Raw genomic sequence first — 25,264 nt, 5'->3', positions numbered from 1 at the left:
TCCAGCCGGATGCTCAGAGGAACCCTGCCTCCTGCATCAGCTCGGTGACCTCCGGGCTGCTGAGCTCGGAGACGTCGACGTCGGGCGGGCTCAGGTCGCTCAGCGGGCGCACGTCGCGACCGAGGTCGACCTCGGGGTTGAGGGTGTACTCCAGGGCGTAGCTGTCGGCGATGACCTGCTGCCCCTTCGGGCTGACGAGGTACTCGACGAACTTTTGGGCGTCCTTCGCGTCGTCGCTGGACTTCAGGACGCCCGCGCCGGAGACGCTGACGAACGCGCCGGGGTCCCCGTCCTCGAAGAAGTGCAGCTGCGAGGAGTCGCTGTTCTCGCCCGACTCCTCCTGGTCCCGGTACCAGTAGTAGTGGTAGATCACACCGGCCGGCTTCTCGCCCGAGTTGACCGACTCCAGGACGACGTTGTTGCCGTCGTACACGGTGCCGTTGGTCTTCAGTCCGGCCAACCAGTCGCGGGTGGCCGCGGTGCCCTGAGTGGCCAGCACGGCGCTGACGATGGCCTGGAAGTCGGCGCCGGTGGGGGAGAAGGAGATCCGGTCGCGCCATTCGGGCTTCGCGAGGTCCATGATCGATGTCGGCAGCTCGTCCTTGGACACCTGGTCGGTGTTGTAGACCATGACCGTGGAGCGGGCCGCGAAGCCGGTCCACTGCCCGTCGGCGGGGCGGTACTGCTCAGGGATCTGGTCGAGCGTGCTCGCGTCGAGCTCGGCGAAGAGTCCCTTCTGGTCCACCAGGGTCATCGCAGGTGAGTTCTCCGTCAGGAACACGTCGGCCGGCGAGGCGTCCCCCTCGGTGGCGAGCTGGTTGCCGAGCTCGAGGTCGGAGCCGTTGCGCAGCTGGACCTCGATGCCCGTCTCCTTGGTGAACTCCTTGGCCACCACGTCGATGAGCTCTTCGTGCTGCGCGTTGTAGACCACCAGCGACGGCTCCTCCTCACCCCCGCAGGCGGCGAGCAGGGGAACGGCGAGGGCGAGCGCCAGAGCGGCGACCGGTCGTCGTGAGCAACGCATCGGGACCATCCTTCGGGTTAGGGCTGCCTAACCTTAGAACAACGCGTCTCGTTGGCGGACATCCGTCTTGCGTCCGGCATGCGACGTCGGCCACCCGGGCGGTGCCGTCACCACGGGCGCGGGGTCGTCAGGACTCGCGGGGGTGTTCCTTGTCTTCGGTCTCGTCCTCGCATCCGTCGCGTCCCAACTGCAGGCTCAGTTGCCGTGGTTCACCGTCGTTCTCGGAACAGTGATCGTCCTCGTCGGCGCCTGGTTGCTGGCCGGACGGACCCTGCGACTGCCCCGCCTGGCGATGGCCCGTGACGGGGGCCGCCGGTCGGCGCCGCTGCGGCGGCGTTTCGCCTCGATGGCTGGGTTCGGCGCGAGCTACGCCGTCGCGTCGCTGTCGTGCACCATCGCCCCGTTCCTGGCCGTCCTCGTCTCCGGGTTGCGGACCGACGTCTGGGGTGGGCTGGTCCTGTTCGGTGCGCACGCGCTCGGGATGGGGCTGGTCGTCGGGACGGTGGCGGTCGGCACTGCGTTGGCGTCCGCGGCCTGGTGTCCAGGCTGCGCCGCACCGGCCGATGGGTGCCTCGCGTCGGTGGCGCAGTCCTTGTCCTGACTGGCGCGTACGTCACGTACTACGGTGCGTGGGGGCTGCGGGTCCTGGCCGGCACCGAGGCGACCGACTCCGTGGTCGATGCCGCCGCCAGGATTCAACAGGTCCTCGCGACCAGTGTCGCCAGCCTGGGCCCCGATGGCTGGCTGCTGTTCCTCGCGTTGTTGGCCCTGGTGACAGCCTGGTTTGTCCGTCGGCGGCGTCAGCCCGCCGCGTGAGCTGATGCTCCGGCCCTCGGTGGGCGTCGGAGGGTAGCTGCTCGGCCGCTGAGCGGCACAACGGAAACCCTGGACCGCGACAACGGCCGTATCGCTTGCGAGAGGCGCGGGGGCCGCCTAGGTCCAGCGGATGACCTGATGACAAAGAGGGAACTGAAGCGTCCGCCCGCTCGGCGCTGGCCGTCGTTCGTGCCACTTCTGACGGTCTCGCTGGCTGCTACGGCCATCGGCCTCGCGTAGTGGCGGGCATTAGCGCCGCCGACCAGCCGCGGACTGGCGCATGGTGGCGTGGCAGAGAATGTCTGCATCGAGGCTCCCGTACGCGCTGCCACCCGTATCGTGAGAGCGCTCCGAATTGACGCCGCGACATAGTGTGGATGGGTCATGCCGTGGCGCATTGATTGACCATCAATCACGGCAAGAGCCGTTGAGAATCCGCTCGACGTAGCAAGCGTGAGCGCGGGCTGATGAAGACTTTCCGCAGGTCAGAGCGTCAGGTAAAAGTCAGAGCAAAGTCGATGCAGACGCTGGAGATGGACAAGGGGTCGCAGGTTCAAATCCTGTCAGCCCGACCGATGAACCGCCTCTGAACTGCGGAGACGCAGGGCGGGGGCGGTTCGTGATTTGAATTGTTTCGTCCTCGTGACGCACTTGGTCACCATTTATTGCGTCGGGCTGCGCAATTTCTGGGTAACGTCGGGTTCGCGTGCAAGCATCTGACCTGCTTGTATTCCGGCGTCCAGATGGACGCGGGCTTGACGTTTGCGACCGCTGGCCGTTAGGTCAAATCAAATCCCGCCACGGTCGGCCCAGCTGGATCTTGTTGGGCGGCGGGCGTTCCGCCCCGAGTGTCGAACCTCGCCGTTGGCCCGCGACTGAACCGCGAACGCGCTCGTCGCCAGCGGCAGTTGGCTGGGCTCAGGCATGAGCTTGGTCCCATTGCGGAGCGATGTGAAGCAGCCTTGATGCAGAGGTGTCGTCGTGGACCCATCTCCTGGAATGGGGCCGTCACATCAGGTCGGCCGACCCCAGACCGGCGCGGATCTCCCGCTTGCGGGTGCCGTGAGAGCGAGGTTGCGGGTGAGCTGGCGGGCGCAATCGCTGCCCGTCGGTTCCGAGCCTGGCGCTGGTGACCATCCGCGGATCCGAAAGAACGCCTCCGCGGGTAGGTCGCCTGGTGGCACGATCACGTTCGCCGTGGTCACATCGTGAGAGAGGGCCGCTGCCTCGAAGGTCTCGACAAGACGGGTCCCGATACCAAGCTCTTCGTAGATGAACCTGACCGTGAGGTAGGTCAGGGTGGCCGGCGGAGCATCGTAGCGCGACCTCCCGTCGCGGGAAGGGTCCCGAATGCGGGCGAGTATGAGGGGGAAGCTGCCGGTGGCGTTGGAGGGCACCCTGCGGGTGGCTTCCGCGAGCAGGAGGCGGACCAGGCGGGGGTGGATCACGAGTGCTCGCAACCCGAGCAGGAGAAGCACGATGCGCTGACGGGGTGGAATGGTGCGAGACCGCTCGGCGGGGCGAAGCACGCCAACGATGAACCCGGCCGGGTGCTCATCGCAATAGGCCACTCGGGTCCAGCAAGCCGGGTTGTAGATGAACGTGCGGTAGTAGCGCCGCAGGTAGGACCGGCCCAGCAGCCCCGGCGTGCCGACGTTGGTGGACTTCATCTGAGTGGCGACCATGAAGTCGAGGTCGTCGGTGGTGGCAGGCCGTATGTACAGCCGATGGTTAGGTCGCTGTGAGCGGCGGACGGGTTCAGCAACCACGTCTCTACGTTACCAGGTAACGTCGATTTTCTAAGCTGGACGATGTCGTCGATGGCAGAGTGCCTGCATGCGATCTTTCGGAGAGCTCGAGGCGCGGGTGATGACTTCGCTGTGGGAGGCGGATAGGCCCGCAACGGTGCATGAGGTCGTGGCGGACCTGGGTGAACGAAAGGCGGTTGCCTACACCACCGTCATCACGGTCCTCGAGCGCTTGCGCAACAAGGGGTGGGTGTCGAGGTCTCGGGAGGGTAGGAGCTACCGGTACGCCACGACGGCTACCGAGCACGAGTATTCCGCTCACCTCATGTCGCAAGTGTTGGAGGAAGCGCCCGATCGCAGTGCGGCGCTGCTGAGCTTCGCCGGTCAGCTCGAGGCAAGTGAGCTGCGCGCGTTGCTGGATGCTCTGGGAGTCGAGTCCGAGGGCGATGGCGGGTCGCGCGAGTGAGTACGTGGGTGACGCTCGCTCTGGTCGCGCACGCTGTCGTTGCGGGCTGGTGGGTTCCTCGTACGGCCCAGGGCAGTGACTGGGCCCGCCGGGACCCGATCTGTGCACTGACGCTGCTGGGATGCGCAGTCCTGGGTTTTGGTGGTGCTGTTGCTGGGCTCATGCTCCTGGTCTCGCACGACGTCATCGAGTTTGCGCTGGTCCATGCTCTTCAGGGAGACATGGGTGCGCTGCACGAGTCCTTCGCTGGGGTAGTGGCAGGCGCCTCGTGGTGGTGGGCGGCCGCGACTGTCCTGGGCGCGGTCCTCCTGGTGGTGGGTGACGTTGCCGCTAGCTGCTGGCGGGCTCGCCCGCACGACGCCGCGCTCCGAGGAGCCGGACGGGCCCGTCCCGAGCTGGGCAACGATGTCGTCGTGGTCGCTTCGTCGCGTGCGGGCATCTGGAGCCTTCGTGGGCGGGGGCCCGGGGTGGTGGTCACCACGGCAGCCATGAGCGCGCTGTCCAGCGTCGAGCTGTCGGCAGCCCTGGCTCACGAGCGGGCGCACATCGCGCGGCGTCACCACATTCTCGTGATGGCGGCCACCGGACTGTCGCGCCGGCTCGGTTGGTGCGGGGCGTTCGCCCCACTCGCGGCCTTGGTCTCCGAGTTGGTCGAGCTCGACGCGGACGACGTGGCCGCACGTCAATGCGGGGCAAGAACGGTCGCCCTCGCGTTGCTACGACTCGGGTCCGTCGATGCCGGCCCGCGCACGGCTCTCGGCATGGGGTCGTCGTCGACCGGGCGGCGCATCACGCGGCTCGTCGATCCGGGCTACGTCGTGGTGACGCACAGCGAGCGCCTCGTCCGCGCGACGTACAGCGCATGGGTGATTGCTGTTCCGGCAATGTTGATGGCCCTCCCGGGTCTGGCTCTCGGACACTCCACGCACACCATCTGATCCTGCTCCCTACTGGCGGGAGCACGATGATGTGGAACCCACTTGTTGCCAGGACTCGCGGCGGGGTGAGGTGCTAGCAGAACATCGCGCGGTTTGTTTCTACATGGTGTAGAAACTGAGCATGAGCCGGACTTGGTCGATGACCAGCCGCCGTCCAACGGTGTCTCGCTGATGGCCGCCCGTTCACCGGACGATCCAGGCGCACAGGCGGGGAGGGTGGCCCCACACGTGGGCCACGCTGTCGTCGCCGAGGCGGATGCGCGCTCGGCCAAAGCTCGCTGGCCCTTTGCAGTGGTGCTGGCTGTCGCATCGGTTGTCGTACTGGTGGCGTCGCTGCTCGACGGTCGTTCCAGGACCAGTGCCTCCGGTCCGGAGGGCGTCGCACTCGCCGAACCCATGGGGTTCCCGCCCAAGGCGCAAGCGATCTACCACATGATGTTTCCCGGGGCAGGATCGCCAGACCTGGGTGCGCTTCCCCCAGAGATCAACGTGGTCAACCTGGCGTTCGTCCAGGGGGAGACGCCACGCCTGGTGGGTTGGGGTTCACAGACCCAGGCCCAGTTCATCGCCGATGCGCGAGCGCTGCGGGAGCGAGGTGTGCGCATTGTCGTGTCCGTGGGCGGCGCCGACGGCTACGTCCACCTCGCCGACCGCGGGGCCTTCGTGCAAGGGATCATGGAGCTGAACGAGATGCTTCCCCTGGACGGCATCGACTGGGACGTCGAGGGGACACCCCCATGCCCGAGTCCGATGTCGTGTGGATCTCGACGCGGCTCAAAGAGCTGCGCGGCGCACGATTCGCCGTCACCTTGGCCCCCAACGGTTCGAACATCGACTCGTACCGGCACCTCGCGACCCACCTCAACGACGCGGATGCCCTGGACATGATCGGGCAGCAGTTCTACGACGACGTTGTGACTCCGGAGGTCGCCGTCAGCCGGGTCGGCCAGCTCGTCGCCGACGGCATCCCGCAGTCGAAGATCGGCGTCGGCATGATGGTCGGCGACGGGGACACGTACTGGACGGTGGAGGAGTGCGTCACCGCGGTGGAGCGCATCAAAGCCACCTACCCCGGCATCCGCGGGGGCTACCTGTGGGAGGCAAGCCGGGCGGGGACGAGTGAATGGTCCGAGCGCCTCAGTGAAGTGCTGCGGGGATGAGGGTGAGCGGAGCGACCGGTGGGTCGGCGATACCCGCCGCGCAGGGCGACGGGCGGCGCGACATCGTGCTCATCGATCCCACCCACGACTACGCGGTCGCGTTCCTCGAGGCGGCCCGGGCCCGAGGCCTCGGTACGGTGTGCCTCTGGACCAGCCGCGCCCGACGCTCTGACGCCTGGGCCTTTCCTGCTCTACGCACCGATGCGGTCTCGGCGCACTACGACGTCGCTCTGGACCATTCCGGAATACGCCGTGCGGCCGACCTGCTGTCCGCACGACACGACGTCGCGGCGGTGGTGCCCCACCTGGAGCCGGCCGTCGCCCCCTGCGCATCTCTCGCCAGCCTGCTGGGGCTCTCATGGGCGCAGCCAGAGGTTCTGCCCCTGTTTCGTGACAAGAGCGCTCTCAAGGAGAGGCTCGCTCGGGTACCGGGAGGTCCGCGAATCAATCGCACGGCCCTGGTGGCTGACCTCGCGCAGACCCGCGCCGCAATGTCCGAGCTGGACCTGGACCGAGTCGTGCTGAAGCCCAACGACGGCTACGGCAACTCGACCATCGGCTTCTTCCAGCGCACGACCCCGGACGCCGAGATCGCCGATCACATGGAGGGACACGGCCGGCCGATGCTCCTGGAGGAGCGACTCGACGGGGAGGAGTACTTCGTCAACGGGCAGGTCAATGCCCGCGGCCATATCGACGTCACCCGCGTCGGGGCGTACGTGCGCTCGGAGATCAACGGCTGATCCAACGTGGAGGTCGCCCAGCGCGTGGTGCGCACCCACGAGCCGGAGTTCGACGTGGTGGCCGGCTACGCCCGCCACGTGCTCGAGGCCAGCGGGGTGCGGCGTACACCGTTCCACCTGGAGTGCATCGTTGACGACGACGGCCCCTGCTTGGTCGAGGTGGCGGCGCGCCTCGCGGGCGGCAACCCTACTTTCGACTCATGGCTGCACCGGATCGACATCGTCGACGCAGCGCTCGAGCAGTACCTCGACGATGGCAGCTCCGCGCCTCTGCGGCTTGATTGGGCGCATTACGACTCCCAGGTCGCGGGCCAGGTGCAGGGCGTGTGCGACCGGGTGGGGCGGGTCGTGCGCGTGCGTGGGCTCGACCGAGCCGCTGCGGTCCCCGGTTTCCTCCGGTGGGGGCGTGTGCCCGCCGTCGGGGACCGCGTGGTCGCCACGATCGATGTCTCCGGGATCGCCTGGCACGCGATGGTGGTGGCCCCCGACGTGGCCAGGTGGCACGAGCAAGCCGCCGCGGTGCGGGCCGCGGTCAAGCTCGACGCGCTGGAGCCCGGCGAGCGGCATCCCCTGCTGACGCTGCGGACTCTGGCCCCGGCCACCGTCCGGGCGCTGCGGCGTGGGCGGACGTTGCTGTTCATGCGCCCGACACTGCCTGACTCGTAGCCGTAGCGGCGGCTCAGCTGCCCGGGTGTGAAGAGGTAAGCGTGTTCACGAACTTGGTAGTGGTGATCCCACGTTCGCGAGCGCGAAGACCCTGAACCGCCACGTCATCGCATTCGCGTGAGTTCACGGCAAGACGGAGTGCAGTGACTTGGGGCAGTCTTGCTGGCGTGCGACGAATGGCCCGCGGACACCTCCACGGGTGAATCACACAGACGTGTGCTCGGTCAGAGACGCTTGCTCTTGAGGCGAAGTGCGTTGGTAATGACGGAGACCGAGGAAAGGGCCATGGCTGCTGCGGCGATGACGGGGGAGAGGAGCCAGCCGGTGGCGGGGTAGAGCACCCCGGCGGCGATGGGGATGCCGGCGACGTTGTAGATGAACGCGAACACGAGGTTCTGCCGGATGTTCGACATGGTGGCCTTGGACAGGGTGCGGGCGGTGGCGATGCCGGTCAGGTCGCCGCGCAGGAGGGTGACTCCGGCGGACTCCATGGCGACGTCGGTGCCAGAGCTCATCGCGAGACCGACGTCGGCTGCGGCGAGGGCGGGTGCGTCGTTGACGCCGTCCCCGGCCATTGCGACCACGCGTCCTTCGGCGCGCAGCGTCTTGACGATGTCGCTCTTGTGGTCGGGGAGGACATCGGCCTCGACCCGGTCGATGCCCAGGTCGCGGGCCACGGCCTGTGCGGTGACGGCGTTGTCGCCGGTCAGCATCACGACCTCGATGCCCTCGGCCTGCAATGCCTTGAGGGCGGCTGGGGTGGTGGCCTTGACGGGGTCGGCAATGGCGAGAATGGCTGCGACCTGGTGGTCGATGCCGACGAACACGGCGGTCGCCCCGTCACCACGGAGCTGGTCCGCCTGCTCGGTCAACGCAGAGGTGTCAAGCCCGTGGCTGGTGAGGAACGTGGCGGACCCGATCACGACCCGGTGGCCGTCGACGGTCCCGATGACGCCCTTGCCGATGGGTGAGTCGAAGTTGGTCACTTCGGGCAGCGTGAGGTTCGCCTGCTCGGCGGCGTTGACGACGGCGCGGGCGAGGGGGTGCTCGGAGGCCCGTTCGACCGCTGCGGCGAGCCGCAGGACGTGATGTTCGGTGAACCCAACGGTGACGATGTTGGTGACGGAGGGTGCGCCTTCGGTGAGGGTGCCGGTCTTGTCAACGACGAGGGTGTCGACCTTCTCCATGATCTCCAGCGCTTCGGCGTTCTTGATCAAGACACCGAGCCCTGCTCCGCGTCCTACGCCGACCATGATCGACACCGGCGTCGCCAGGCCCAGGGCACACGGGCAGGCGATGATGACCACGGCGACCGCGACGATCAGGGCGTGCGCGAGGCGCGGGTCGGGACCCACGAGCGCCCACACCGCGAACGCGACCACCGCAATGGCGAGGACAGCGGGGACGAACCAGCCTGCGACCCGGTCAGCCATCCGCTGGATCGGGGCACGGGAACGTTGGGCATCGGCGACCATCTGCACGATGCGGGCCAACATGGTGTCGCGGCCGACCTTCTCGGCGGTCACGACCAGGGCTCCGGTCTGGTTCAGGGTGCCGCCGATGACGGTGTCGCCGCCGGTCTTGGTGACCGGCATCGACTCTCCGGTCACCAGCGACTCGTCGACCGAGGACCGGCCCGTGGCGACGGTCCCGTCGACCGGGACCTTCTCGCCGGGACGGACCCGCAGCCGGTCACCGATCTGCACCTCCTCGAGGCCCACCTCGTCCTCGGAGCCGCCGGTGTTGAGTCGGTGCGCGGTCTTCGGGCTGAGGTCGAGCAGCGCCTTGATCGCACCCGAGGTCTGCTCGCGGGCACGAAGCTCGAGGACCTGTCCGAGCAGGACGAGGACGGTGATGACGGCGGCGGCCTCGAAGTAGACGTCCACGGTGCCCATCTCGCGGAACGCGTCGGGGAAGATCCCGGGGGCGAGGGTGGCGATGACGCTAAACAGCCAGGCCACGCCGGTGCCCATCGCGATGAGCGTGAACATGTTCAGCTTCATCGTCCGGACCGAGACCCAACCGCGCTGGAAGAACGGCCAGCCGCCCCAAAGCACAACCGGGGTCGCCAGGACGAGCTGGGTCCACACCGACGCCTTCGGGGAGATCACGTCGTGCAGGGCAGGGACCAGGTGACCGCCCATCTCCAGCACGATCACCGGCACGCTCAGGATCAGCGAGATCCAGAACCGGCGGGTCATGTCGGTCAGCTCCGCGCTCGGACCGGTGTCCGCGGTGACGGTGACGGGTTCCAACGCCATCCCGCAGATGGGGCAGGGGCCGGGACCCATCTGACGGATCTCCGGGTGCATCGGGCACGTGTACTCGACGTCCGCCGAGCCCGACCGCTCGTTGCTCGGCGTCACGCTGTGGCTCGGGTGCCCTGCCTCCGAGGCGATGTCCCCGTTGAGGAACTGGTCGGGGTTGGCCGTGAACTTGCCCTGGCAGAGGGCTGAGCAGAAGTGGAACGTGTACCCGTCTTGGACGGCGTGGTGGTCGGTGGCGGCGGGGTCGACCTGCATTCCACACACCGGGTCGACCACAGCGTGAGGAGCGGGCGCGGTCGGCGGCAGGTGGGTGTGGCTCATACCCATAACCATACCCCCAGGGGGTATCGAGTCAAGGGCCAGAAGTCCTGAATCCATCCGACCGCCCGGCCCGAGCGAGGCCGTCGACGGGACGGCGCGTCTAGGGTTGGTCGATGCGCTCGGGCGCAGCGTCAGGGGTCGGCGTAGCGGTGTCCGACCCTGGTCGCATGTCGCCGGAACCGGTGTCGCGCTGGGCGTTGCCGCCGCTCATCGACGCCATCATGAACAACATGGCTACCGGGCAGATGAGCACGAGAAGGAGGTAGGCCGGGGCACCGGCCCACACAGCGATCCCGGCGACGACAACCGCCGCAGCCGCGTACGGCAGGTACTTGTTTGCGCTCATCTCGACGACTCGACTCCCCTGGTTGCGGCAACACAGTGCTGCCTTGCGCCCAGTCTCGAACGTTCGTCGCAGACCGGGGAGAGCCGCAGGTCCTGACCAGACGGGACCCTTCCCCACGAGTGACGGGGTCAGACACCCCCGAGGGGGACGCACTGCGGCCACCCGCCCAGCAAGGGTCGAGTGGCCGCGGTGCGGTGCGTGGTGGTGCAGGGTCAGGAGTCGAGGATCTTGTTCATCAGGGCGATCTCGTCGGTCTGAGCTTGCTCGATGTCTTCGGCGAGCGCCTTCGCGTCGGCGTTCTTGCCGTCTTTCTGCTCGGCCTGTGCCATCTCGATCGCGCCGGTGTGATGGGCGATCATCATGTTCAGGAACATCTGGTCGAACGCGGCACCCTTCGCTGCACGAAGGGACTTCATCTCGCCGCCGCTCATCATTCCCGACATGCCGCCCTCGCCCATGCCGCCCATCGAGCCGCCCTGGGACTTGTCCCAGTCCTTGAGCCAGCCCTGCATGGTCTCGATCTCAGGCCCCTGAGCCGCGTCGATCTCCTTCGCCAGGTCCTTCACCTCTGGCGCTGAGGCGTTCGTGGCAGCCATCTTCGACATCTGTACGGCCTGCTTGTGGTGCGGGATCATGTCCTGGACGAACGTCACGTCCGCGTCGTTGAAGTCACTGCTACTACTGCCGCCGCTGCTTCCGCTGCCGCAGGCGGCGAGGGTGAGGACGGCGATGAGGGTCAGCGCGAGCGCGCTGAAAAGTCGCTTCATGGGTGGGTTCTCCTGTACTTGGTTCTGTCCGAACGGTGTGAGGGCAGGGGCAAGCCACGGAACCGCCCGCTGAGCTTTATCGGCGGGTCCGCGCTGGCGTCCCTCAGCAGCGCTGAATCGACAGAACGAACAAGGACGGCGGGTCCGGGTCACGCCCCGGAGTCGCCGGGGCAGACGTAGGGCGGGCGGTCAGGAACGCGACCGGGCGCGACCGACTGGCGTGCAGGTAGACGGCCATCGCGATGAGCGAGAGCAACAGCACCGCCATGCACATCCCGGCGGCACCCATCAGCATCCCGCCGCCCGTGGGCTCCCACGGCGCAGACGCCTCCACCATCACGGGCAACGTCACGGCCGCAACCGCGCCACCGGCTACATCTGCCACGGCGTGCGAAGGGTCGCTCAGGCCGGCGTCCATGCTCGGCATCGCCATGACGTCGGCGGCGGCAGCCGGTGCCGCCGATCCGGTGGCGTGACTGCCGTGGGTGTTAGCAGCGTGGTTGCCAAGGCCGTGCATACCGAACAGCCCCGCGAGCGTCAACAGCAGGCTTGCCACCCACAGCGCGCGACGCGCTGCAGTTCGACGCCCAATGTGACCATCCACAGCCCCGAGTCTAGGTGTCACACCTGCATCCGAGCGTTGACTCTGGGCTTACGCTGCCGCCCATGGCTGTGGAGAACTTTGCCCCCGAGCCCGGACGCGACCTCGGTCCCCTCATCCATGCGCTGCGCCGCAACGGCGGCACCCTCACCTTTGCCCGGTGGGTCGACGTGCCGAACTCGATGACGGTCAACCTCCACCTGCCCGATGACGCCGAGCAGGCGGAGAAGTGCCGCGTCGCAATCGCAGAATGGCGCCAGGATGACCGCCCGGTCGTCTAGGGCCATCCTGGTAGTCACCATTCGGGCTCGGGGCAGGCCCTTGCCTGTCGGAACCCATCGGAGGTGTCGTGAGCAAGCCCAACCTGATGTCGGTCGCTGAAGAAGAGCGAGCCGACCTTCTTGCCCTGTTGCGCGAACTGACCGCCGCCCAGTGGGAAGCCCAGTCACTATGTGCAGGCTGGCGCGTGCGTGACGTCGCCACCCACGTCGTCAGCTACGACGAGCTGTCCAGGACCCAGACCGTGGGGGCATTCGCCCGTGGCGGGTTGCGCCCCAGTAAGGTCAACGAGGTCGTCCTCGCCAGGTACCGACAACTCGACGCCGACCAGATCATCGACCTTGTCGCCCGCAATCGCCGCCCGCGCGGACTCTCGGCCGGTTTCAAGGGCGGCATCGCGCTGACGGACGGCACGATCCACCACCAGGACATCCGGCGCGCACTCGGCCAGCCACGCGTCATTCCCGAGCACCGGCTCGTCCCCGTCCTGGACTTTTCGCTCAGCGCACCCACCCTGCCGTCGAAGAACAACAGCCGAGGACTGCGGCTGATCGCCACTGACGTCGACTGGACCAGAGGTGAAGGCCTCGATGTGTGCGGCCCCGGAGAAGCGCTGCTCATGGCAGTCGCCGGTCGCGTGGATGCGTTGGATGAGTTGGGCGGCGAGGGCCTTCCCACGTTGAGTGGCCGCATCCGCTGACCGACCCCCGCCGCCCGGAAGGGACGCGGCAGGGGGCTGTGTCACTATGTGCGCATAAGCGCATATAGGTCGGCAGGGTTGCCGCGGCTACCCGACGAGGAGCAGGTCGACCTTGCCGTCGAGGTGTTCCGGATGCTCGCTGACGCGACCCGCATCAAGCTCCTGTGGGTCCTCGCCGGCGGGGAAGCCCCCGTCGGTGACCTCACCGATGCCGTATCCAAACCCCAGGCGCTGGTCTCACAACACCTGGCGAAGCTGCGTATGGCGCGCCTGGTGACCACGCGGCGGCAAGGCAGCTACGTCTACTACCGGCTCGCCAACAACCACGTCCACCAGCTCGTGGCCGACGCCCTCCACAACGCAGAGCACGCCGGGCCAGGGGTTCCGCTGCACCACTTGCCTGCCACCGAGCCCGCCGGCGCCCAACACCGAGGAGGACCGAACTGATGCCCGCCGAACACGACGACCACCACCAGCCTGGCGATATCGCTCACCACGACGACCAGGGGCACGACGGGCATGTTCACCACAGCGGGCTGAGAGGCTTCCTCGCCGACCTGTTCAAGCCGCACAGCCACGACGCCGCTGATTCCGTCGACTCTGCCCTCGAAGCCAGCGCCGAGGGCATCCGAGCGGTCAAGATCAGCCTCGTCGTGCTCGGGGTCACTGCCATCGCACAAGCGGTACTGGTGGTGGTGACCGGGTCAGTCGCGCTCCTGGCCGACACCATCCATAACTTCTCCGACGCCCTCACGGCGGTCCCGTTGTGGATCGCATTCGCCCTGAGTCGTCGCCGTCCCAACGACCGGTACACCTACGGCTACGGACGCGCCGAGGACCTCGCCGGGATCTTCATCGTGCTCATGATCGCCGCATCCGCCGCCGTCGCAGGTTACGAGTCGGTCCGCCGCCTCATCGACCCCGCCCCGCTGACCTACCCCTGGGTCGTCGTGGCGGCAGGGATCATCGGGTTTGCAGGCAACGAGCTCGTCGCCTCCTACCGCATCCGCGTGGGCCGCAAGATCGGGTCAGCCGCTCTCGTCGCGGACGGTCTCCACGCTCGCACCGACGGGTTCACCTCGCTCGCGGTGGTGGGCGGTGCGCTCGGGGTGCTCGCCGGGTTCCCGCTCGCCGACCCCCTCATCGGGCTCCTCATCACCGTCGCCATCCTCGCCGTCCTGCGCGGGGCCGCGACCGACATCTACCGCCGCCTGATGGACGCCGTGGACCCCGAGCTCACCCACGAGGCCACCGCCACCCTTGCTGCGACCCCCGGCGTCCTGGACACCGAGCACCTCCGGCTCCGCTGGATCGATCACCGCATCACCGCCGAGGCCGGGATCGTCGTCGCCGAGCACCTCGACCTCGTCACCGCCCACGACATCGCCACCGACGCGCACCACCGTCTGCTGCACGAGATCCCGAAGCTGGCAGCGGTCACCATCCACTTCAGCCCTCGCGAAGCACCCGGCGTGGACCACCACGAGGTCCTGGATCGTCACCTAGACGGGTCGCTGTGAGGACTCACCGCCTAGCCGGCGGCTTACGACCTAATGCCGCGACCGGCGAGCTCGCTGCGGCGGAGTCTGCGCCTAACGGCACGTCCTGACGCCTTTTCATCGGGCGCGGAGGCTGGACAGGCCCGACCTCGCTCTTGCCACGGACTCACCCGTGGCCTGACCCTGCGCTCGCAGGTGCCGCTGCCGCGGGCAGGAGCGCGGGAGCAGCGTACGAGTGCTGGCTGCCGTTGCCGAAGAAGAAGTTGATGCCGATGAAGTTGAAGAGCAAGGTGGCTAGCCCGACCAGGGCAATGACAGCTGAGTTGCGACCCTTCCACCCGGCCGTGGCGCGAGCGTGGAGGTAGCCGGCGTACACCACCCACGTGATGAACGCCCAGACCTCCTTGGGATCCCACCCCCAGTAACGACCCCAGGCGTAGTAGGCCCAGATCGGTCCCGAGATGAGCGCCGCGAACGTCCATATCGGAAAACCGAAGGCGTGCAGGCGGTAGGCGATCCGGTCCAGTGTCACCAGGTCGGGCACTCGCGCCAGGTAGCCGGTGCGCTCGTCTCCCGTGCTGTTGTGAGATAGCCACCGCAACTTCACGAGGTACAAGACGGAGCACATCGAGCCCAGCGTGAAGGCTCCCGTGGCGATGACCGCGGCGACTACGTGAATGACCAGCCACGGCGACTGCAGGGAGTCCTGCAGCGACACCGGCACTTCATAGAGGAACAGCACGTTGATCATCAGCGTCACGACGGCGAACCCGTTGACGACAGGAGCCAGCCAGGACAACTGGTGTCGTCGGTACAGCACCAAGAACCCCAGCACGGCGACGAAGCTGCTCGTCAGCGTGAACTCATACATGTTGCCCCAGGGCACCCGGACCGGGTCGTTCGCGAGCGCTCGGGTCAGTACAGCGGCGAGGTGCAGTACGCACGCCGCCACGGTGACGGCCAGGCCGACGTGTTCGATCCGTCGGCCCGCGGTCCGGGCCCCAGGACCGGTGTCAGGCGCCGGACTCGCTGGGCGAGGCGGTGACCCGATGCCTGCCCGAGCGCCTGACGTCGCCGCTTCTAGCGCTGGAGCGCTGGCGTGCTCCCGCCGGGTGGCGGCCCACCAGGCGATGTTGAGGATGAGCGCCAAGAAGTACGCAGCTCCGCATGCGGCTACAGCCTGGTTACTGATGAGCTCGTACTGCAGTGTGTTCATGCAACACCACCAAGATTGGGAGCCAGCGCGACGCGACTTTGAAATACTATGCGACGTAGTACTCAGAGATGAGGTCGGGTCAGAACTGGAGCCCACGCCTTGCGAGGGTGGCCGCCGGGTCGACCGGGTCGCCCCCGCCGGGCCGGATCTCTAGGTGGAGATGGGGCCCGGTCACGTTCCCCGTGGATCCCACTGCCCCGATGCGCTGACCGGCCGTGACACGGTCGCCAGCATCGACGTCGATCCGTGACTGGTGGCAGTACCAGACATCCAATCCGTCGTCGGTCCGGACGATCGTTCGGTTGCCGTAGGCGCCTGCCGACCCGGCCTCTTGCACGGTGCCGGCAGCGATCGAGCGAATAGCCGTTCCCTCCGGTGCGGCCAGGTCCAGCCCGGTGTGGGTGCTGCTCCAGAGCGAGCTGGAGAGCCCGAACGTACTGGTGGTGCGAAAGCTCGTCAGCGGCATAGTCCAGGCGGCCCGTCGCTCCAGGGCTCGAGCATGATCGGAGGCTCGGCGGGCGTCTCGACGCAGTGCCGACTCCCGGGTGAGGCGGGCACGTTGCGCGGCGCGCGACAGCCTCACGTCTTCCGCGTCGCGTCGCTCCGTCCGTGATGCGTCACGACTGAGCGCTCGGGCGCGGGGGTTGGTCTCGATCGGCTTGTCGGTGTCTGCCACGGCACTCTGCCAAGCGGTTGCTCGCGCGGCAACGTGGTGTCGATCGTCCTGTCCGGCGCCGACGAGCACCGCCGCGCCCCCGACCACCAGTGTCAGCGACGCTGCCCGCCTGACGAGCGGTTGGCGCTGCAGGACGAGCTGGCGCCGAACGCGATCAAGTAGTTGATTCACAGGCGACTCCTTCGAGCGGGCAGATCCTCGGGTGGATGGTGTTGTGCCAAGGACTGCAGGTATTCGTTGTAGGCCGCCATCTCGGCGCCGCCGTCCCGATCGTGGCGGCGATCGATCCGGGCGGCCTCGCGTCGGTCGGAGCGCACCCAAGCCCAGATCAGTGCTGCGGCGAGGACGGCGAGTGGGTAATCGCCGAGTGCCCAGCCGATCGAGGCTCCGAGGTACTGGTCGTCGGCGAGCGACGGACCCCACGTGCGACCAAGCGACTTGAACCACGATCCAGCCAGGATCTGTGTGCTGCTCATGAGCGAGACCGAGAACAGCGCGTGGAAGCCGAACGTGACCATCACGATGAGCACCCGGTAGGGATAGATCGGCCGGGCCGGCCCCGGATCGATGCCCACCACACCATTCGCGAACAGGTAACCGGTGGCGATGAAGTGAGCCACCATGACGATGTGCGCGGTGTGGCTGCGGAGGGAAAGCTCGAGCAGCCCGGAGTAGTAGAAGGCAACCAGCGAGACGATGAAGAGGGCGGCTGCTACTGCGGGGTGGCCGAGGAGCCGCAGCATCGGCGTGTGGACCACCAGCAGGAGCCATTCGCGCGGGCCCAACGACCCGTCCTGACGTCGCGCAAGGGCGCGCAACGCGAGCGTCACAGGACCGCCGAGGGCAAGGAACACTGGGACACCGGTGGCGAGCGTCATGTGCTGGACCATGTGCATGCTGAACAACACTTCGGCGTACGCCCCGGGCGCCCCGCTGGTGGCCCACACCAGGAGCGCGCAGCCCACGATCCAGGAGGCCGTGCGCCGCAGGGGCCAGTGGTCGCCACGGCGTGCAAGCCTTCTGACTGCGCCCACGTAGAGGCTGGCGGCTACGACGGCCACGGGCAGCCACCACGAGTCCGATTCCCACGACCACAGCCACCGGCCCGGCGTCAGTTCGGGTGGTATCGCTCCACCCAGCAGCGCCTCCACTCGATCGACGGACTCCGTCTGCGGTACGGGGGGAGCGGTCTGGCCCAGGGCGACGCCCACTCCGACCGCTGCACCCATCAGCACGAGCTCGACGGCGACGAGGCGACGGAACTCCTCGACGCGGCTGTGGGTCAGGCGCGGCAGCACACGTCTCCGATGGACGTAACCAAGAGCGCCGAGGGCGATGAGCGCGAGTACCTTGAGCACGACCATGGACCCGTACCCGGTCGTGACGAGGGGCTCCCAGCCCAGTCGCAGTCCGGCCGATACCAGGCCGGAGACGGCGACCACGACGATGCAGACGCCGGCAACCCGGGAGTAACGACCGACCACCTCGGGGAGCGCATCTGCCAGGGAGCTCCGCCACACGGCGACGGTCGCGAGCCCGCCGAACCAGACAGTGATGGCCACCAGGTGGAAGAACAGCATGTTGACGCCCAGGTCGTGGCTCGACGATCCGGACGCGTGACCCGTCAAGGCCAGGGGCCACAATGCGACGCCGGCCAGCACGACGCTGGCTCCGACACCGACCATGGAGCGCGTGAGCTTGAGCATGGCGGTCGTGGCAGCGACCAGCACAGCACTCAGCAGCAGCAGGCGGCCCAGCTCGAACTCGATGGCGAAGTACCAGATCCGGCTGTAGACGATCGGGTCCCACAGTGGACGACCCGCAAGGTCCGAGTAGGTGAAGGCGACGACTGCCAGGCTTGCTGCTGCCCACACCAGCGATGCCTTCGTCAGCCAAACGACGATCCGGCCGCGCAGGCTGCCGACGACCAACGCCCGCTGGGGGTCGGAGCCAGGAAGCATGGATGCGACCACCACCAGCCCGCCCACAGTCAGGGCAGCCGCGAGGTCCCGCAACCCGCGCGCGCTGGCGAGCCCCACGCGCGTCGTCAGCCCCGGATCTGGAAGGCCGACGGTCGCATCGACGACCGTTCGCCCCCCGACCGAGAGCAGCCCGACCGCGACAAGGCACGTCGAGACGACCAATGCCGCGGCACGGACTGCGGTGCTCCGGGTCACTGGCCCTGGTCTCGTTTGCGCCCGCGGGCGACCCAGAGCGTGGTTCCGATAAGGGCGGACAGCGCTAGCACGACGAGGAACACGTCGATGATGATCTGGCCGATCGGTGGCCCGTCGCCCCCGTCATCAGCGGCCGGTTCATCAGTCGGAGAGGTTCGCGAAGAGGCAACATCTGTGGGGGAGCTGGTCGCAGACCCGTTGTCAGCGGCAGATGAGGGCACTGCGTCTCCAGCGGCGGCCACCACGAACTTCACGGTCCCGACGACGGGATGCCCGTCCTCGGACACCACCCGGTAGGCAACGGTCCAGCGTGCGTCAGTTCCCCGCTGCACGGCGCGTTCTGGCGGCGTTGCGGTCACCACACCCGCAGCCACCTCGACGGAGGCGGAAGAGAACGTCCCGTTGACGGCGATGCGGACATTGGCGAACTCGGGATCGATGGGTTCGTTGAACTCGAGACGGACTTGTTCGGGCGCCGATGTAAGGCGCTGGCCCGCTCGCGGGTCCGAGCTGGTCAACCCAGCGTGGGCCGTCGCTGGGGCGACGCTCAGCATGAGATAGGCGGTCACGAGCGTGACAAGGGAGAACGCCGTGCGCATGTGGCGTCCGTGCGTCGGTCTCTGCATGGGGATTCTCTTCCTCGTGATGTGGGAGTCAGCCCGCCCGGTCACACGACGTATCCGTCGGCGGGGCGACCTGCGTTCGGAGGTCCTCGCTCGGCTCGTCGCTCAACGCTCCTGGTCAACAGTCGCGGGGCGCCGAGAGTCGAGGAGGCCCTCCATCGCCCTGACCTCTGCCATCTGGGAGGTCACGATTGCCGAGGACAGGCTGCGCACCGCAGGCTCGTCGGTCCTGACGTACGCCGCCCGGGCCATGGCCGCGCCGGCCTTGTGGTGCTCGATCATCAGCTCGAGGAACAGTGCCTCTCCCTGGCCTGGCTTCGCCTGCCGCAGTTGATCCAGCTGCTCCGGGCTGGCCAACCCAGGCATTCGCCCATCGGTGGGCATCTGCATCGGCTGGCCGTCCCCCTCGGCCCCCCTCATCCAGGACATCTGTGGCTGCTCACTCGACGCAGGCAGGTCCCAGAGCTGCAGCCAGGCCGCCATCTGACCGATCTGTTGCTGCTGACTGGTTGCTATGTCGTACGCCAGCGCGCGCACCTCGGGGTCGTCACTCTTGTCTCGCACGATGAGGGACATCTCGACTGCCTGGGCGTGGTGGACCTGCATGTCGCGCGCGAAACCAGCCTCGGGACTGTCCGACGCGGGTGGACGCTCTCGCACGAAGAAGATCGCAGCAATCACCGACGCCACCACGGCAGCGACGACGACGCCCAGGACGAACGCCCGAGCTCGGGCACGATGCGCTAGCGGTCCTCGCGGAAGCGGGTTGGCGGCCCTGATCGACCTGTTCACTGGGACTGGGCGGCCGTGTCGAGTGGTAGGGACCCGTCGGATCCGCCGGAACAGGAAGCGCCGGGCTCTGGAGCATCGGGGCTCTGCGTGTACTTCGAGATGAACCCCTTCAGGCGAGGATCGTTCACGTCATCGAGGACCAACTGCTTGCCCCACGCCGACGCCGTGACCGGGTTCTCGAGGCCTTCGTAGGGTGACAGCACCCCGTAGGAGTCCGGCATCGCCTTCTTGAGCACGTCTACGTCCTCGTCGGGGAGGTCGGGGTCGTACGTCACCCACGTCGCCCCGTGCTCCATGGAGTGGACGGCGTTCTCGTTGGGCACCGCGGTTCCATACGTCCCGCAGTTGAGCCAGATCGGGTTGTGCGGACCGCCAGCGGGCGGCATCTGCTCGTAGTCCACCGGCTCGGTGACGTGGTCGGACTCCGCCTCGTACGACTTCACGGCCTTGAGGTCAGCCCCGGCTGACTGCTCCTCCGACGCATCGCGAAGACCTACCCCCACGCCAGCCACGAGCGAGAGAAGAACCAGTCCGACAGGCACCCAGACGAGAAGCGCTCGCCGACGCTCTTGACGCGACTGGTCGCGTTGCATCTGTTGTAGACGGTCGCGGCGCTCTCGCTTGCTCGCACCATCACTGGTCGACGGCGTCATGGTTCCTCGCAGGTGGTGGAAGATGGACGGGACAACTTCGTGCCAGCCAACTACTATGCAGCATCGTAGTAGCGTTGAGCGAACTACGACCTGAGAGAACGGGAAGACTGGCCCTGTGCAGCGACTAGGAAGCCTCGAAGCCGTCGTCATGCAGCGGCTGTGGGACGCCCCCGGACCGATGACCGTCCGTGAGGTAATGACCGAGCTGCAGGCTGAACGCAGCATTGCCTACACGACTGCCATGACGGTGCTGGACCACCTGACCAAAAAGGGCATGGTGGTGCGTACGAAGCAGGGTCGCGCCTTCTCGTACAGCCCCACCCGATCACGGGAAGACCGCGTGGCCGAGCTCATGGGGCAGGCGCTCGCCGAGTCGGCCAACCGAGACGTAGCGCTGATGCGGTTCGTCGAGAACATGAGCACCGACGAGGCGGCCCAGTTGCGCAAGCTGCTCGCTGAGACGGAAGCTCCCGGCCGGCCGGATCGGTCAGCTCCGTGACAGCGGCGTTGAGCCTGTTGGCCTTCGTGGGGCTGAGCACCATCGCTGCGCAGCGCTGGCTCGTCTCCGCCCGTTGGACCACCCGTGGTCCCGGGTTGGCGATCTGGGCCTGGCAGGCCTTGTCCCTGTCGGTTGCCGCGGCTCTCTTGCTCGCCGGGTTCACGTTGATCCTGCCCCTCAGTCACCTCAGCGTCGACCTGGCCGAGCTGGTGCGGGCCTGCGAGGTCCATCTGCGGGAGCGTTACGAGACTCCGCTCGGAACAGGGCTCGCGCTCGTCGGCGGCGGTGCTGCCGTTGTCATCGTGCTCCGGCTCGCGTTTGCGTTCGTCGCAGTGTCCGTCGATGTCGGTCAACGGCGACGTCACCTCCGGGACCTCGTCGCCGTTCTTGGCAGGAGGCACAACGAAGGGCAGTACGTCGAGGTCGAGCACGACGTGCCGCTCGTCTACTGCCTCCCGGGTCGGCGTGGTTGGTCGCTGCCGGGCTCCCGGTCAAGTCAGCCTGCGAAGGCGTCGGAGGTCATCGTTACGAGCGCCGCTGTCCACTGTCTGAGCGATGCCGAGCTGGCTGGCGTGTTGCGGCACGAACGGGCCCACCTCGAGACGCGGCATGACCTGGCGATCGGTGCAGCGCGCGCGCTGGAGCGGGCTTTCCTGGGCTTCAGCCTGTTCCGTGTTGCTGCCGATCAGATCACCCGGCTCGCCGAGATGCAGGCTGACGACCGCGCAGGTCCACGCCGCCCCTTGGCGATGGCCCTGATGAGACTCGGAACAGCACAGCCCCCGGCGGGAGCGATGGGAGCTCATGGCGCGAACACGCTGCAGCGAGCGCAGCGCCTGCTCGAACCGACCGCCGCTCTCTCACCCCACCTGCACGCGGCCGTCATCAGCGGCCCCCTGTTGATGCTCGCGCTGCCGCTCGTCCTGGCACTGGCGCCAGCATTGATGCCGCTCGGTCTCGACCACTGTGCGGGGTTCTCACCGCCGAGCTGCTAGCGAGCAGCCCGGGCCTCGACGTGTAACGCAGCCGGTGCTTGCCATCGGCCGCCCTCAAAACTTCGAAGGATGTGGCGAAACATGCAGAGGACCGATGGCTCAGCCGCTGTTCGATGCTTGCCGCCTGGCCTGCGCCAACGGTTCGCTCTCGACGCAGTGGGGCGGAGTTCAGCCTCGGGCCCCCGACGATTTGGGACACGTAATCTGCTCGCCCTGATGGGGCTGTGGCTACTCGCCCCCCTGGCGCTCTCGGCGTGCGCGGAGGCGCCGACCACGGGTGACAAGGGGTATGTCGATGGACGGGGCATCATCACCCGCCTGCCCGTGGCGGAGCGCACGACACCTGGCGCGGTCGAGGGTCAAACGCTGGAAGGCAAGCAACTGGCGCTCGACGACTACAAGGGGCGCGTCATCGTCCTGAACGTCTGGGGCTCCTGGTGCCCGCCGTGTCGCAAGGAAGCTCCCATCTTGAGAGATGCAGCCCGTGAGCTCGGGAAGCAGGACGTCGCCTTCATCGGGATCAATACGCGGGACGCAAGCCAGGACCAGGGGCTGGCATTCCAGCGTCGGTACGACGTGCCCTATCCCTCCCTCTTCGACCCGTCGGGTCGTACATTGCTGGCATTTGCCGGCACGCTGAACCCCAGTGCGATTCCCAGCACGGTCGTGCTCGACGAGAAGGGCCGAGTCGCAGCCAGCATCCTGGGGGAGGTCCCGAGCCGTCGCACGTTGGTCGACCTGGTGGAGGACGTGCGGCGCTGAGGCGGGTTCTCGGTGCATCGCATCGCGGCGCTCTCGTACGGTAAGAGCATGTCGCCCACGGAGCTGGCAGGCTGGGCTCTCGGCCTGGCTGCGACGCACTTGCGCTCGATGCCACCCAGGTTGGATCACACACTTGCTGTGGCTCGACGGGCGCAAGAGGTGCGACGCGCCACGTCCGACCCCGGCCGCCATCTGGTCCCGGCAGCACTGGTTCACGACATCGGGTACGACCCGGAGCTGCGGCAGACCGGCATGCATGCCATCGACGGCGCCATGCACCTCAGGACACTCGGCTTCCCCGCGATGGTCGTCTGCCTGGTCGCGTTCCACACCGGCGCGGAGTACGAAGCGGACGAGCGCGGTCTGGCCGACGAGCTGGCAGCCTTCGACCGGCCACCGCAGCGTCTGCTCGATCTGCTGATCCTGGCTGACCTCACGACATCGCCCGACGGCGCGGCAATCTCGGTAGAGGAGCGGCTGTCCGAGATCTTCGCGCGCTACCCCTCGGGGCATGCCGTGCACCGTTCCGTCCTGCGGAGCCGTGCGTACCTCGAGCGGGCTACATCCCGAGCGTCCGCGGACATAGGTCAACCGATGTAGGGGGCGGGGGCGTCTTCCAGGCCGTGCCGCAGTCGCATGGCCATGGACGGGTGCATGGCCAGCTCGGCTACCTGCCCGGGCGCGACCCACTCGACTGCCCTGCTCTCGCTGCTGGTCCGAGCGCCCCCACCGACCACGTGGGCACGGAAGGCGATCGAGAACTGCTGGCGCACCTCGCCGTCTTCGTAGGCCATCACGTGCCCCGGGTCGGTGTAGGTGCCGACCAGGTCGTCGACCTCGACGTCGTACCCCGTCTCTTCCTTGACCTCTCGGATGACGGTGTCGGCGATGGACTCGCCAACCTCGTGGCCGCCGCCCGGTAGCGCCCACAGGTCGTTGTCGGTCTTGTGGATCAGCAGCACCCGGCCCTCCTCGTCCTGGACGATGGCCACGACTGACGGCACGACGCTATTGGCCCGCGGAGCCGCCGGATCGTTGATGTAGTCGACACGCTTGCCCATGGGATCAGGCTGTCACGATGCTGTTGCTCGCTCGACGGGTGCGGCTTCGACCCACACCCGCTCGAAGGACCGCAGGTAGTGGTCAAAGAGATGCCCGCCCTCGACGCGACGGAGGTGGAGGACAGGGTTGGACGGTGCGGGTGAGCCCATCACGTGGGTGTTGACCAGCAGCTCGTCATCAAAACGGTAGAGCGAGTTGTAGAGGATGCTCTCGTGCTGCCGGATCTCGATGCCGTCAACACCCATGGCGGGTCCCATGTAGGTGAGGGCGAGTCGGATCCGGGCGGCGAGGTTCTCGCCAATGCCCTCTTCCTCACCCCGCCACGCGACGGTGGGGGAGTCGGGGTCCCCGTAGAGGAAGCGAGCGCGCATGCCGCGCGCAGCGCGCGTCGCAAGGCTGCGTGGCAGGTCGGGGTGCGTGTCCAGCAGGAAGAGACCGGAGTAGACGAGGACGCTCACGTCGGACTGGGCCTGGTCGACGAGACGGTCCCACAGCTCACCGGGCACCGCGCCTCGATGCGGGTAGACGGCCACCACTTCTGAGGTGCCGGAACCCCGGTTGCCGTCGCCGGCGAGCAGCTGCGGCCACAGGTAGGTCTCCTCCACTCCCAGCAGCTCAGCTGTCGCCAGCCGGTGCCGTTGGTGCGGGACGCGGCCCGTGGCGACCCAGCGCTCGACGGTCTTGGGGTCGACCTGGAGGGCGGTCGCGACGTCGAGGGTGGTCACCCGGCGCGTCGACATCTGGGTGCGGAGTCGTTCATTGCTCATTGGATTCTCCCGAGTACGTCCTGGGACGTTTTCGAGAAAGTAGACGTCCGCAGACGTCCCGCGCCAGGGGTAGCGACGAATTGTGGACAACTGTCTCGCCACGGGCTCGATAACGTGACGGCGACGGCATACCGGGTTTCGTAATGGACGCTTTGGAGACGTCCTGAGCGAGTGGTCCCGGCGTGCTGACCGGCACGTTCTGATTGGCGAATGCACGACACGCGAATTCGGAAAATGCTTAACAAGCGGCAACAGGAATGCGCTCAAATCACTTCTGTGACCCGCCTACGGACGTCGTTGTCCACAGGTTGTGGAATCCCATCTTCCGCTTCAGGGCGACTTGTGTTGCTGTGCCACTACTTCAGTCACACCGCGCTCGTTCGGGAGAGGCGGCCTCGTCGCTGCTGTCTCGTCGGGCCTTCTCGGGAGGTCATCCGATGAACACCTTGCTTGCCCAGATCACCGTCATGGCCGCGCCAGACTTCAACTCCGAAGGCGTCGTGCAGTGGGCGGTGCAGAACATCATCCCGCTCGTCTTGCTGGTCGTCGGGATCGGCATCATCGCCAGCGCACGCAAGGGTCAGATGAGTCAGAACGCCATGACCGTCACCAACATCATGCTGGGGTGCGTCGTCATCGCCGGCGCGGCGTTGTTCTACGGGTTCGCCGGCAACATCGCGACCTTCGTCTTCCGGGGCTGA

30 protein-coding genes are annotated in these 25,264 nt (G+C 67.4%); 16 read left to right on the top strand and 14 right to left on the bottom strand.

The features are described from left to right. Positions 1-13: 13 nt before the first annotated feature. A complete protein-coding gene (locus tag EDD33_RS13425; protein WP_123391463.1) occupies positions 14-1,024 on the bottom strand; it encodes an iron ABC transporter substrate-binding protein in 1,011 nt (336 codons plus the stop codon). Between the two features lie 142 nt (positions 1,025-1,166). Between EDD33_RS13425 and EDD33_RS13420 the strand changes: the two genes are divergently transcribed. Next, positions 1,167-1,625 carry a hypothetical protein gene (locus tag EDD33_RS13420; protein ID WP_123391462.1) on the top strand — a complete coding sequence of 153 codons (459 nt, stop codon included), beginning with the start codon at positions 1,167-1,169 and terminating at the stop codon, positions 1,623-1,625. A gap of 71 nt (positions 1,626-1,696) precedes the next feature. Beyond that, a complete protein-coding gene (locus EDD33_RS20090; RefSeq protein ID WP_170169823.1) occupies positions 1,697-1,840 on the top strand; it encodes a hypothetical protein in 144 nt (47 codons plus the stop codon). 1,013 nt (positions 1,841-2,853) lie between these two features. Here the strand turns inward: EDD33_RS20090 and EDD33_RS13410 are convergent. Next, positions 2,854-3,609, bottom strand: coding sequence for an N-acetyltransferase (locus EDD33_RS13410; RefSeq protein WP_148077092.1), 756 nt, complete (start codon positions 3,607-3,609; stop codon positions 2,854-2,856). 67 nt (positions 3,610-3,676) lie between these two features. On the opposite strand from EDD33_RS13410, the gene EDD33_RS13405 reads away from it, so the two are divergent. The 5 genes from EDD33_RS13405 (at position 3,677) to EDD33_RS13385 (ending at position 7,561) form a co-directional block, all read left to right on the top strand. Beyond that, positions 3,677-4,054 carry a BlaI/MecI/CopY family transcriptional regulator gene (locus tag EDD33_RS13405; protein ID WP_123391458.1) on the top strand — a complete coding sequence of 126 codons (378 nt, stop codon included), beginning with the start codon at positions 3,677-3,679 and terminating at the stop codon, positions 4,052-4,054. Between the two features lie 8 nt (positions 4,055-4,062). Beyond that, positions 4,063-4,992 (top strand): M56 family metallopeptidase, encoded by a 930-nt coding sequence (locus EDD33_RS13400; protein WP_148077091.1) that lies wholly within the window; start codon positions 4,063-4,065, stop codon positions 4,990-4,992. 737 nt (positions 4,993-5,729) lie between these two features. Beyond that, positions 5,730-6,152 (top strand): glycoside hydrolase family 18 protein, encoded by a 423-nt coding sequence (locus EDD33_RS13395; RefSeq protein WP_123391456.1) that lies wholly within the window; start codon positions 5,730-5,732, stop codon positions 6,150-6,152. A 2-nt stretch (positions 6,153-6,154) separates the two neighbouring features. Continuing rightward, complete coding sequence (locus tag EDD33_RS13390; RefSeq protein ID WP_123391455.1) at positions 6,155-6,895, top strand: ATP-grasp domain-containing protein; 741 nt, start codon at positions 6,155-6,157, stop codon at positions 6,893-6,895. A 6-nt stretch (positions 6,896-6,901) separates the two neighbouring features. Continuing rightward, positions 6,902-7,561 carry a hypothetical protein gene (locus EDD33_RS13385; RefSeq protein ID WP_123391454.1) on the top strand — a complete coding sequence of 220 codons (660 nt, stop codon included), beginning with the start codon at positions 6,902-6,904 and terminating at the stop codon, positions 7,559-7,561. Positions 7,562-7,785: 224 nt separating this feature from the next. Here the strand turns inward: EDD33_RS13385 and EDD33_RS13380 are convergent, their stop codons facing one another. The 4 genes from EDD33_RS13380 to EDD33_RS13365 all read right to left on the bottom strand — a co-directional run bounded on the left by EDD33_RS13380 (position 7,786) and on the right by EDD33_RS13365 (position 11,866). After that, positions 7,786-10,149 carry a heavy metal translocating P-type ATPase gene (locus tag EDD33_RS13380; RefSeq protein ID WP_246003510.1) on the bottom strand — a complete coding sequence of 788 codons (2,364 nt, stop codon included), beginning with the start codon at positions 10,147-10,149 and terminating at the stop codon, positions 7,786-7,788. A gap of 100 nt (positions 10,150-10,249) precedes the next feature. Further along, positions 10,250-10,495: a DUF2933 domain-containing protein gene (locus tag EDD33_RS13375; protein ID WP_123391451.1), complete on the bottom strand. Its 246-nt coding sequence runs from the start codon at positions 10,493-10,495 to the stop codon at positions 10,250-10,252. 212 nt (positions 10,496-10,707) lie between these two features. Further along, on the bottom strand, positions 10,708-11,262 hold the full coding sequence (locus EDD33_RS13370) for a DUF305 domain-containing protein (protein WP_123391450.1): 555 nt from the start codon (positions 11,260-11,262) through the stop codon (positions 10,708-10,710). Positions 11,263-11,365: 103 nt separating this feature from the next. Then, complete coding sequence (locus EDD33_RS13365; RefSeq protein ID WP_170169821.1) at positions 11,366-11,866, bottom strand: hypothetical protein; 501 nt, start codon at positions 11,864-11,866, stop codon at positions 11,366-11,368. Positions 11,867-11,928: 62 nt separating this feature from the next. Between EDD33_RS13365 and EDD33_RS13360 the strand changes: the two genes are divergently transcribed. The 4 genes from EDD33_RS13360 to EDD33_RS13345 all read left to right on the top strand — a co-directional run bounded on the left by EDD33_RS13360 (position 11,929) and on the right by EDD33_RS13345 (position 14,362). After that, complete coding sequence (locus EDD33_RS13360) at positions 11,929-12,144, top strand: hypothetical protein (RefSeq protein WP_123391448.1); 216 nt, start codon at positions 11,929-11,931, stop codon at positions 12,142-12,144. 68 nt (positions 12,145-12,212) lie between these two features. Further along, a complete protein-coding gene (locus EDD33_RS13355; protein ID WP_246003509.1) occupies positions 12,213-12,842 on the top strand; it encodes a maleylpyruvate isomerase family mycothiol-dependent enzyme in 630 nt (209 codons plus the stop codon). A 78-nt stretch (positions 12,843-12,920) separates the two neighbouring features. Next, positions 12,921-13,289, top strand: coding sequence for an ArsR/SmtB family transcription factor (locus EDD33_RS13350; protein WP_246003508.1), 369 nt, complete (start codon positions 12,921-12,923; stop codon positions 13,287-13,289). Continuing rightward, on the top strand, positions 13,289-14,362 hold the full coding sequence (locus tag EDD33_RS13345; RefSeq protein WP_123391447.1) for a cation diffusion facilitator family transporter: 1,074 nt from the start codon (positions 13,289-13,291) through the stop codon (positions 14,360-14,362). Before EDD33_RS13350 ends, EDD33_RS13345 begins: the two co-directional genes overlap by 1 nt. A 145-nt stretch (positions 14,363-14,507) precedes the next feature. Here EDD33_RS13345 and ccsB read toward each other — a convergent pair whose 3' ends face one another. From ccsB to EDD33_RS13315, 6 genes are all read right to left on the bottom strand, one after another. After that, complete coding sequence (ccsB, locus tag EDD33_RS13340) at positions 14,508-15,557, bottom strand: c-type cytochrome biogenesis protein CcsB (protein WP_123391446.1); 1,050 nt, start codon at positions 15,555-15,557, stop codon at positions 14,508-14,510. A gap of 79 nt (positions 15,558-15,636) precedes the next feature. After that, on the bottom strand, positions 15,637-16,404 hold the full coding sequence (locus EDD33_RS19800; RefSeq protein ID WP_170169820.1) for a M23 family metallopeptidase: 768 nt from the start codon (positions 16,402-16,404) through the stop codon (positions 15,637-15,639). Further along, a complete protein-coding gene (locus EDD33_RS13330) occupies positions 16,401-18,410 on the bottom strand; it encodes a bifunctional copper resistance protein CopD/cytochrome c oxidase assembly protein (RefSeq protein WP_123391443.1) in 2,010 nt (669 codons plus the stop codon). The genes EDD33_RS19800 and EDD33_RS13330 overlap by 4 nt, the downstream gene beginning before the upstream one ends. Next, positions 18,407-19,009 carry a copper resistance CopC family protein gene (locus EDD33_RS13325; protein ID WP_170169819.1) on the bottom strand — a complete coding sequence of 201 codons (603 nt, stop codon included), beginning with the start codon at positions 19,007-19,009 and terminating at the stop codon, positions 18,407-18,409. Before EDD33_RS13325 ends, EDD33_RS13330 begins: the two co-directional genes overlap by 4 nt. A 129-nt stretch (positions 19,010-19,138) precedes the next feature. Further along, positions 19,139-19,723 (bottom strand): DUF305 domain-containing protein, encoded by a 585-nt coding sequence (locus EDD33_RS13320; protein ID WP_211332543.1) that lies wholly within the window; start codon positions 19,721-19,723, stop codon positions 19,139-19,141. 98 nt (positions 19,724-19,821) lie between these two features. Next, complete coding sequence (locus EDD33_RS13315; RefSeq protein ID WP_123391441.1) at positions 19,822-20,478, bottom strand: thioredoxin-like domain-containing protein; 657 nt, start codon at positions 20,476-20,478, stop codon at positions 19,822-19,824. Positions 20,479-20,593: 115 nt separating this feature from the next. Here EDD33_RS13315 and EDD33_RS13310 point away from each other — a divergent pair, with 115 nt between their 5' ends. The 4 genes from EDD33_RS13310 to EDD33_RS13295 all read left to right on the top strand — a co-directional run bounded on the left by EDD33_RS13310 (position 20,594) and on the right by EDD33_RS13295 (position 23,334). Then, positions 20,594-20,977 carry a BlaI/MecI/CopY family transcriptional regulator gene (locus EDD33_RS13310; RefSeq protein WP_123391440.1) on the top strand — a complete coding sequence of 128 codons (384 nt, stop codon included), beginning with the start codon at positions 20,594-20,596 and terminating at the stop codon, positions 20,975-20,977. Between the two features lie 26 nt (positions 20,978-21,003). After that, on the top strand, positions 21,004-21,972 hold the full coding sequence (locus EDD33_RS13305) for a M56 family metallopeptidase (protein ID WP_170169818.1): 969 nt from the start codon (positions 21,004-21,006) through the stop codon (positions 21,970-21,972). Positions 21,973-22,188: 216 nt separating this feature from the next. After that, the gene (locus EDD33_RS13300; RefSeq protein ID WP_123391437.1) at positions 22,189-22,734 is read left to right on the top strand and encodes a TlpA disulfide reductase family protein; all 546 of its coding nucleotides are present in this window, start codon (positions 22,189-22,191) and stop codon (positions 22,732-22,734) included. Between the two features lie 48 nt (positions 22,735-22,782). After that, positions 22,783-23,334, top strand: coding sequence for an HD domain-containing protein (locus tag EDD33_RS13295; protein ID WP_211332542.1), 552 nt, complete (start codon positions 22,783-22,785; stop codon positions 23,332-23,334). Here EDD33_RS13295 and EDD33_RS13290 read toward each other — a convergent pair. Both EDD33_RS13290 and EDD33_RS13285 read right to left on the bottom strand, forming a co-directional pair. Next, positions 23,322-23,795: an NUDIX hydrolase gene (locus tag EDD33_RS13290; RefSeq protein WP_123391436.1), complete on the bottom strand. Its 474-nt coding sequence runs from the start codon at positions 23,793-23,795 to the stop codon at positions 23,322-23,324. The genes EDD33_RS13295 and EDD33_RS13290 overlap by 13 nt on opposite strands. A 12-nt stretch (positions 23,796-23,807) precedes the next feature. Next, complete coding sequence (locus EDD33_RS13285) at positions 23,808-24,563, bottom strand: MerR family transcriptional regulator (protein WP_123391435.1); 756 nt, start codon at positions 24,561-24,563, stop codon at positions 23,808-23,810. A gap of 437 nt (positions 24,564-25,000) precedes the next feature. On the opposite strand from EDD33_RS13285, the gene EDD33_RS13280 reads away from it, so the two are divergent. Further along, a complete protein-coding gene (locus EDD33_RS13280; RefSeq protein WP_123391434.1) occupies positions 25,001-25,264 on the top strand; it encodes a hypothetical protein in 264 nt (87 codons plus the stop codon).

Source organism: Nocardioides aurantiacus (assembly GCF_003752505.1).
Lineage (GTDB): Bacteria > Actinomycetota > Actinomycetes > Propionibacteriales > Nocardioidaceae > Marmoricola > Marmoricola aurantiacus.
The sequence above is the reverse complement of the archived record's forward strand: the minus strand, read 5'-3'. Positions and strand labels throughout refer to the sequence as shown.

What these genes read in the sequence shown, in the direction of transcription:
- EDD33_RS13380 (WP_246003510.1), bottom strand. Translation starts at nt 10,149, where the DNA reads ATGAGCCACACCCACCTGCCGCCGACCGCGCCCGCTCCTCACGCTGTG.
- EDD33_RS13375 (WP_123391451.1), bottom strand. Translation starts at nt 10,495, where the DNA reads ATGAGCGCAAACAAGTACCTGCCGTACGCGGCTGCGGCGGTTGTCGTC.
- EDD33_RS13290 (WP_123391436.1), bottom strand. Translation starts at nt 23,795, where the DNA reads ATGGGCAAGCGTGTCGACTACATCAACGATCCGGCGGCTCCGCGGGCC.
- EDD33_RS13280 (WP_123391434.1), top strand. Translation starts at nt 25,001, where the DNA reads ATGAACACCTTGCTTGCCCAGATCACCGTCATGGCCGCGCCAGACTTC.
- EDD33_RS13405 (WP_123391458.1), top strand. Translation starts at nt 3,677, where the DNA reads ATGCGATCTTTCGGAGAGCTCGAGGCGCGGGTGATGACTTCGCTGTGG.
- EDD33_RS13315 (WP_123391441.1), bottom strand. Translation starts at nt 20,478, where the DNA reads ATGACGCCGTCGACCAGTGATGGTGCGAGCAAGCGAGAGCGCCGCGAC.
- EDD33_RS13325 (WP_170169819.1), bottom strand. Translation starts at nt 19,009, where the DNA reads ATGCGCACGGCGTTCTCCCTTGTCACGCTCGTGACCGCCTATCTCATG.
- EDD33_RS13370 (WP_123391450.1), bottom strand. Translation starts at nt 11,262, where the DNA reads ATGAAGCGACTTTTCAGCGCGCTCGCGCTGACCCTCATCGCCGTCCTC.
- EDD33_RS13395 (WP_123391456.1), top strand. Translation starts at nt 5,730, where the DNA reads ATGCCCGAGTCCGATGTCGTGTGGATCTCGACGCGGCTCAAAGAGCTG.
- EDD33_RS13425 (WP_123391463.1), bottom strand. Translation starts at nt 1,024, where the DNA reads ATGCGTTGCTCACGACGACCGGTCGCCGCTCTGGCGCTCGCCCTCGCC.
- EDD33_RS13285 (WP_123391435.1), bottom strand. Translation starts at nt 24,563, where the DNA reads ATGAGCAATGAACGACTCCGCACCCAGATGTCGACGCGCCGGGTGACC.
- EDD33_RS13295 (WP_211332542.1), top strand. Translation starts at nt 22,783, where the DNA reads ATGTCGCCCACGGAGCTGGCAGGCTGGGCTCTCGGCCTGGCTGCGACG.
- EDD33_RS13360 (WP_123391448.1), top strand. Translation starts at nt 11,929, where the DNA reads ATGGCTGTGGAGAACTTTGCCCCCGAGCCCGGACGCGACCTCGGTCCC.
- EDD33_RS13300 (WP_123391437.1), top strand. Translation starts at nt 22,189, where the DNA reads ATGGGGCTGTGGCTACTCGCCCCCCTGGCGCTCTCGGCGTGCGCGGAG.
- EDD33_RS13345 (WP_123391447.1), top strand. Translation starts at nt 13,289, where the DNA reads ATGCCCGCCGAACACGACGACCACCACCAGCCTGGCGATATCGCTCAC.
- ccsB (WP_123391446.1), bottom strand. Translation starts at nt 15,557, where the DNA reads ATGAACACACTGCAGTACGAGCTCATCAGTAACCAGGCTGTAGCCGCA.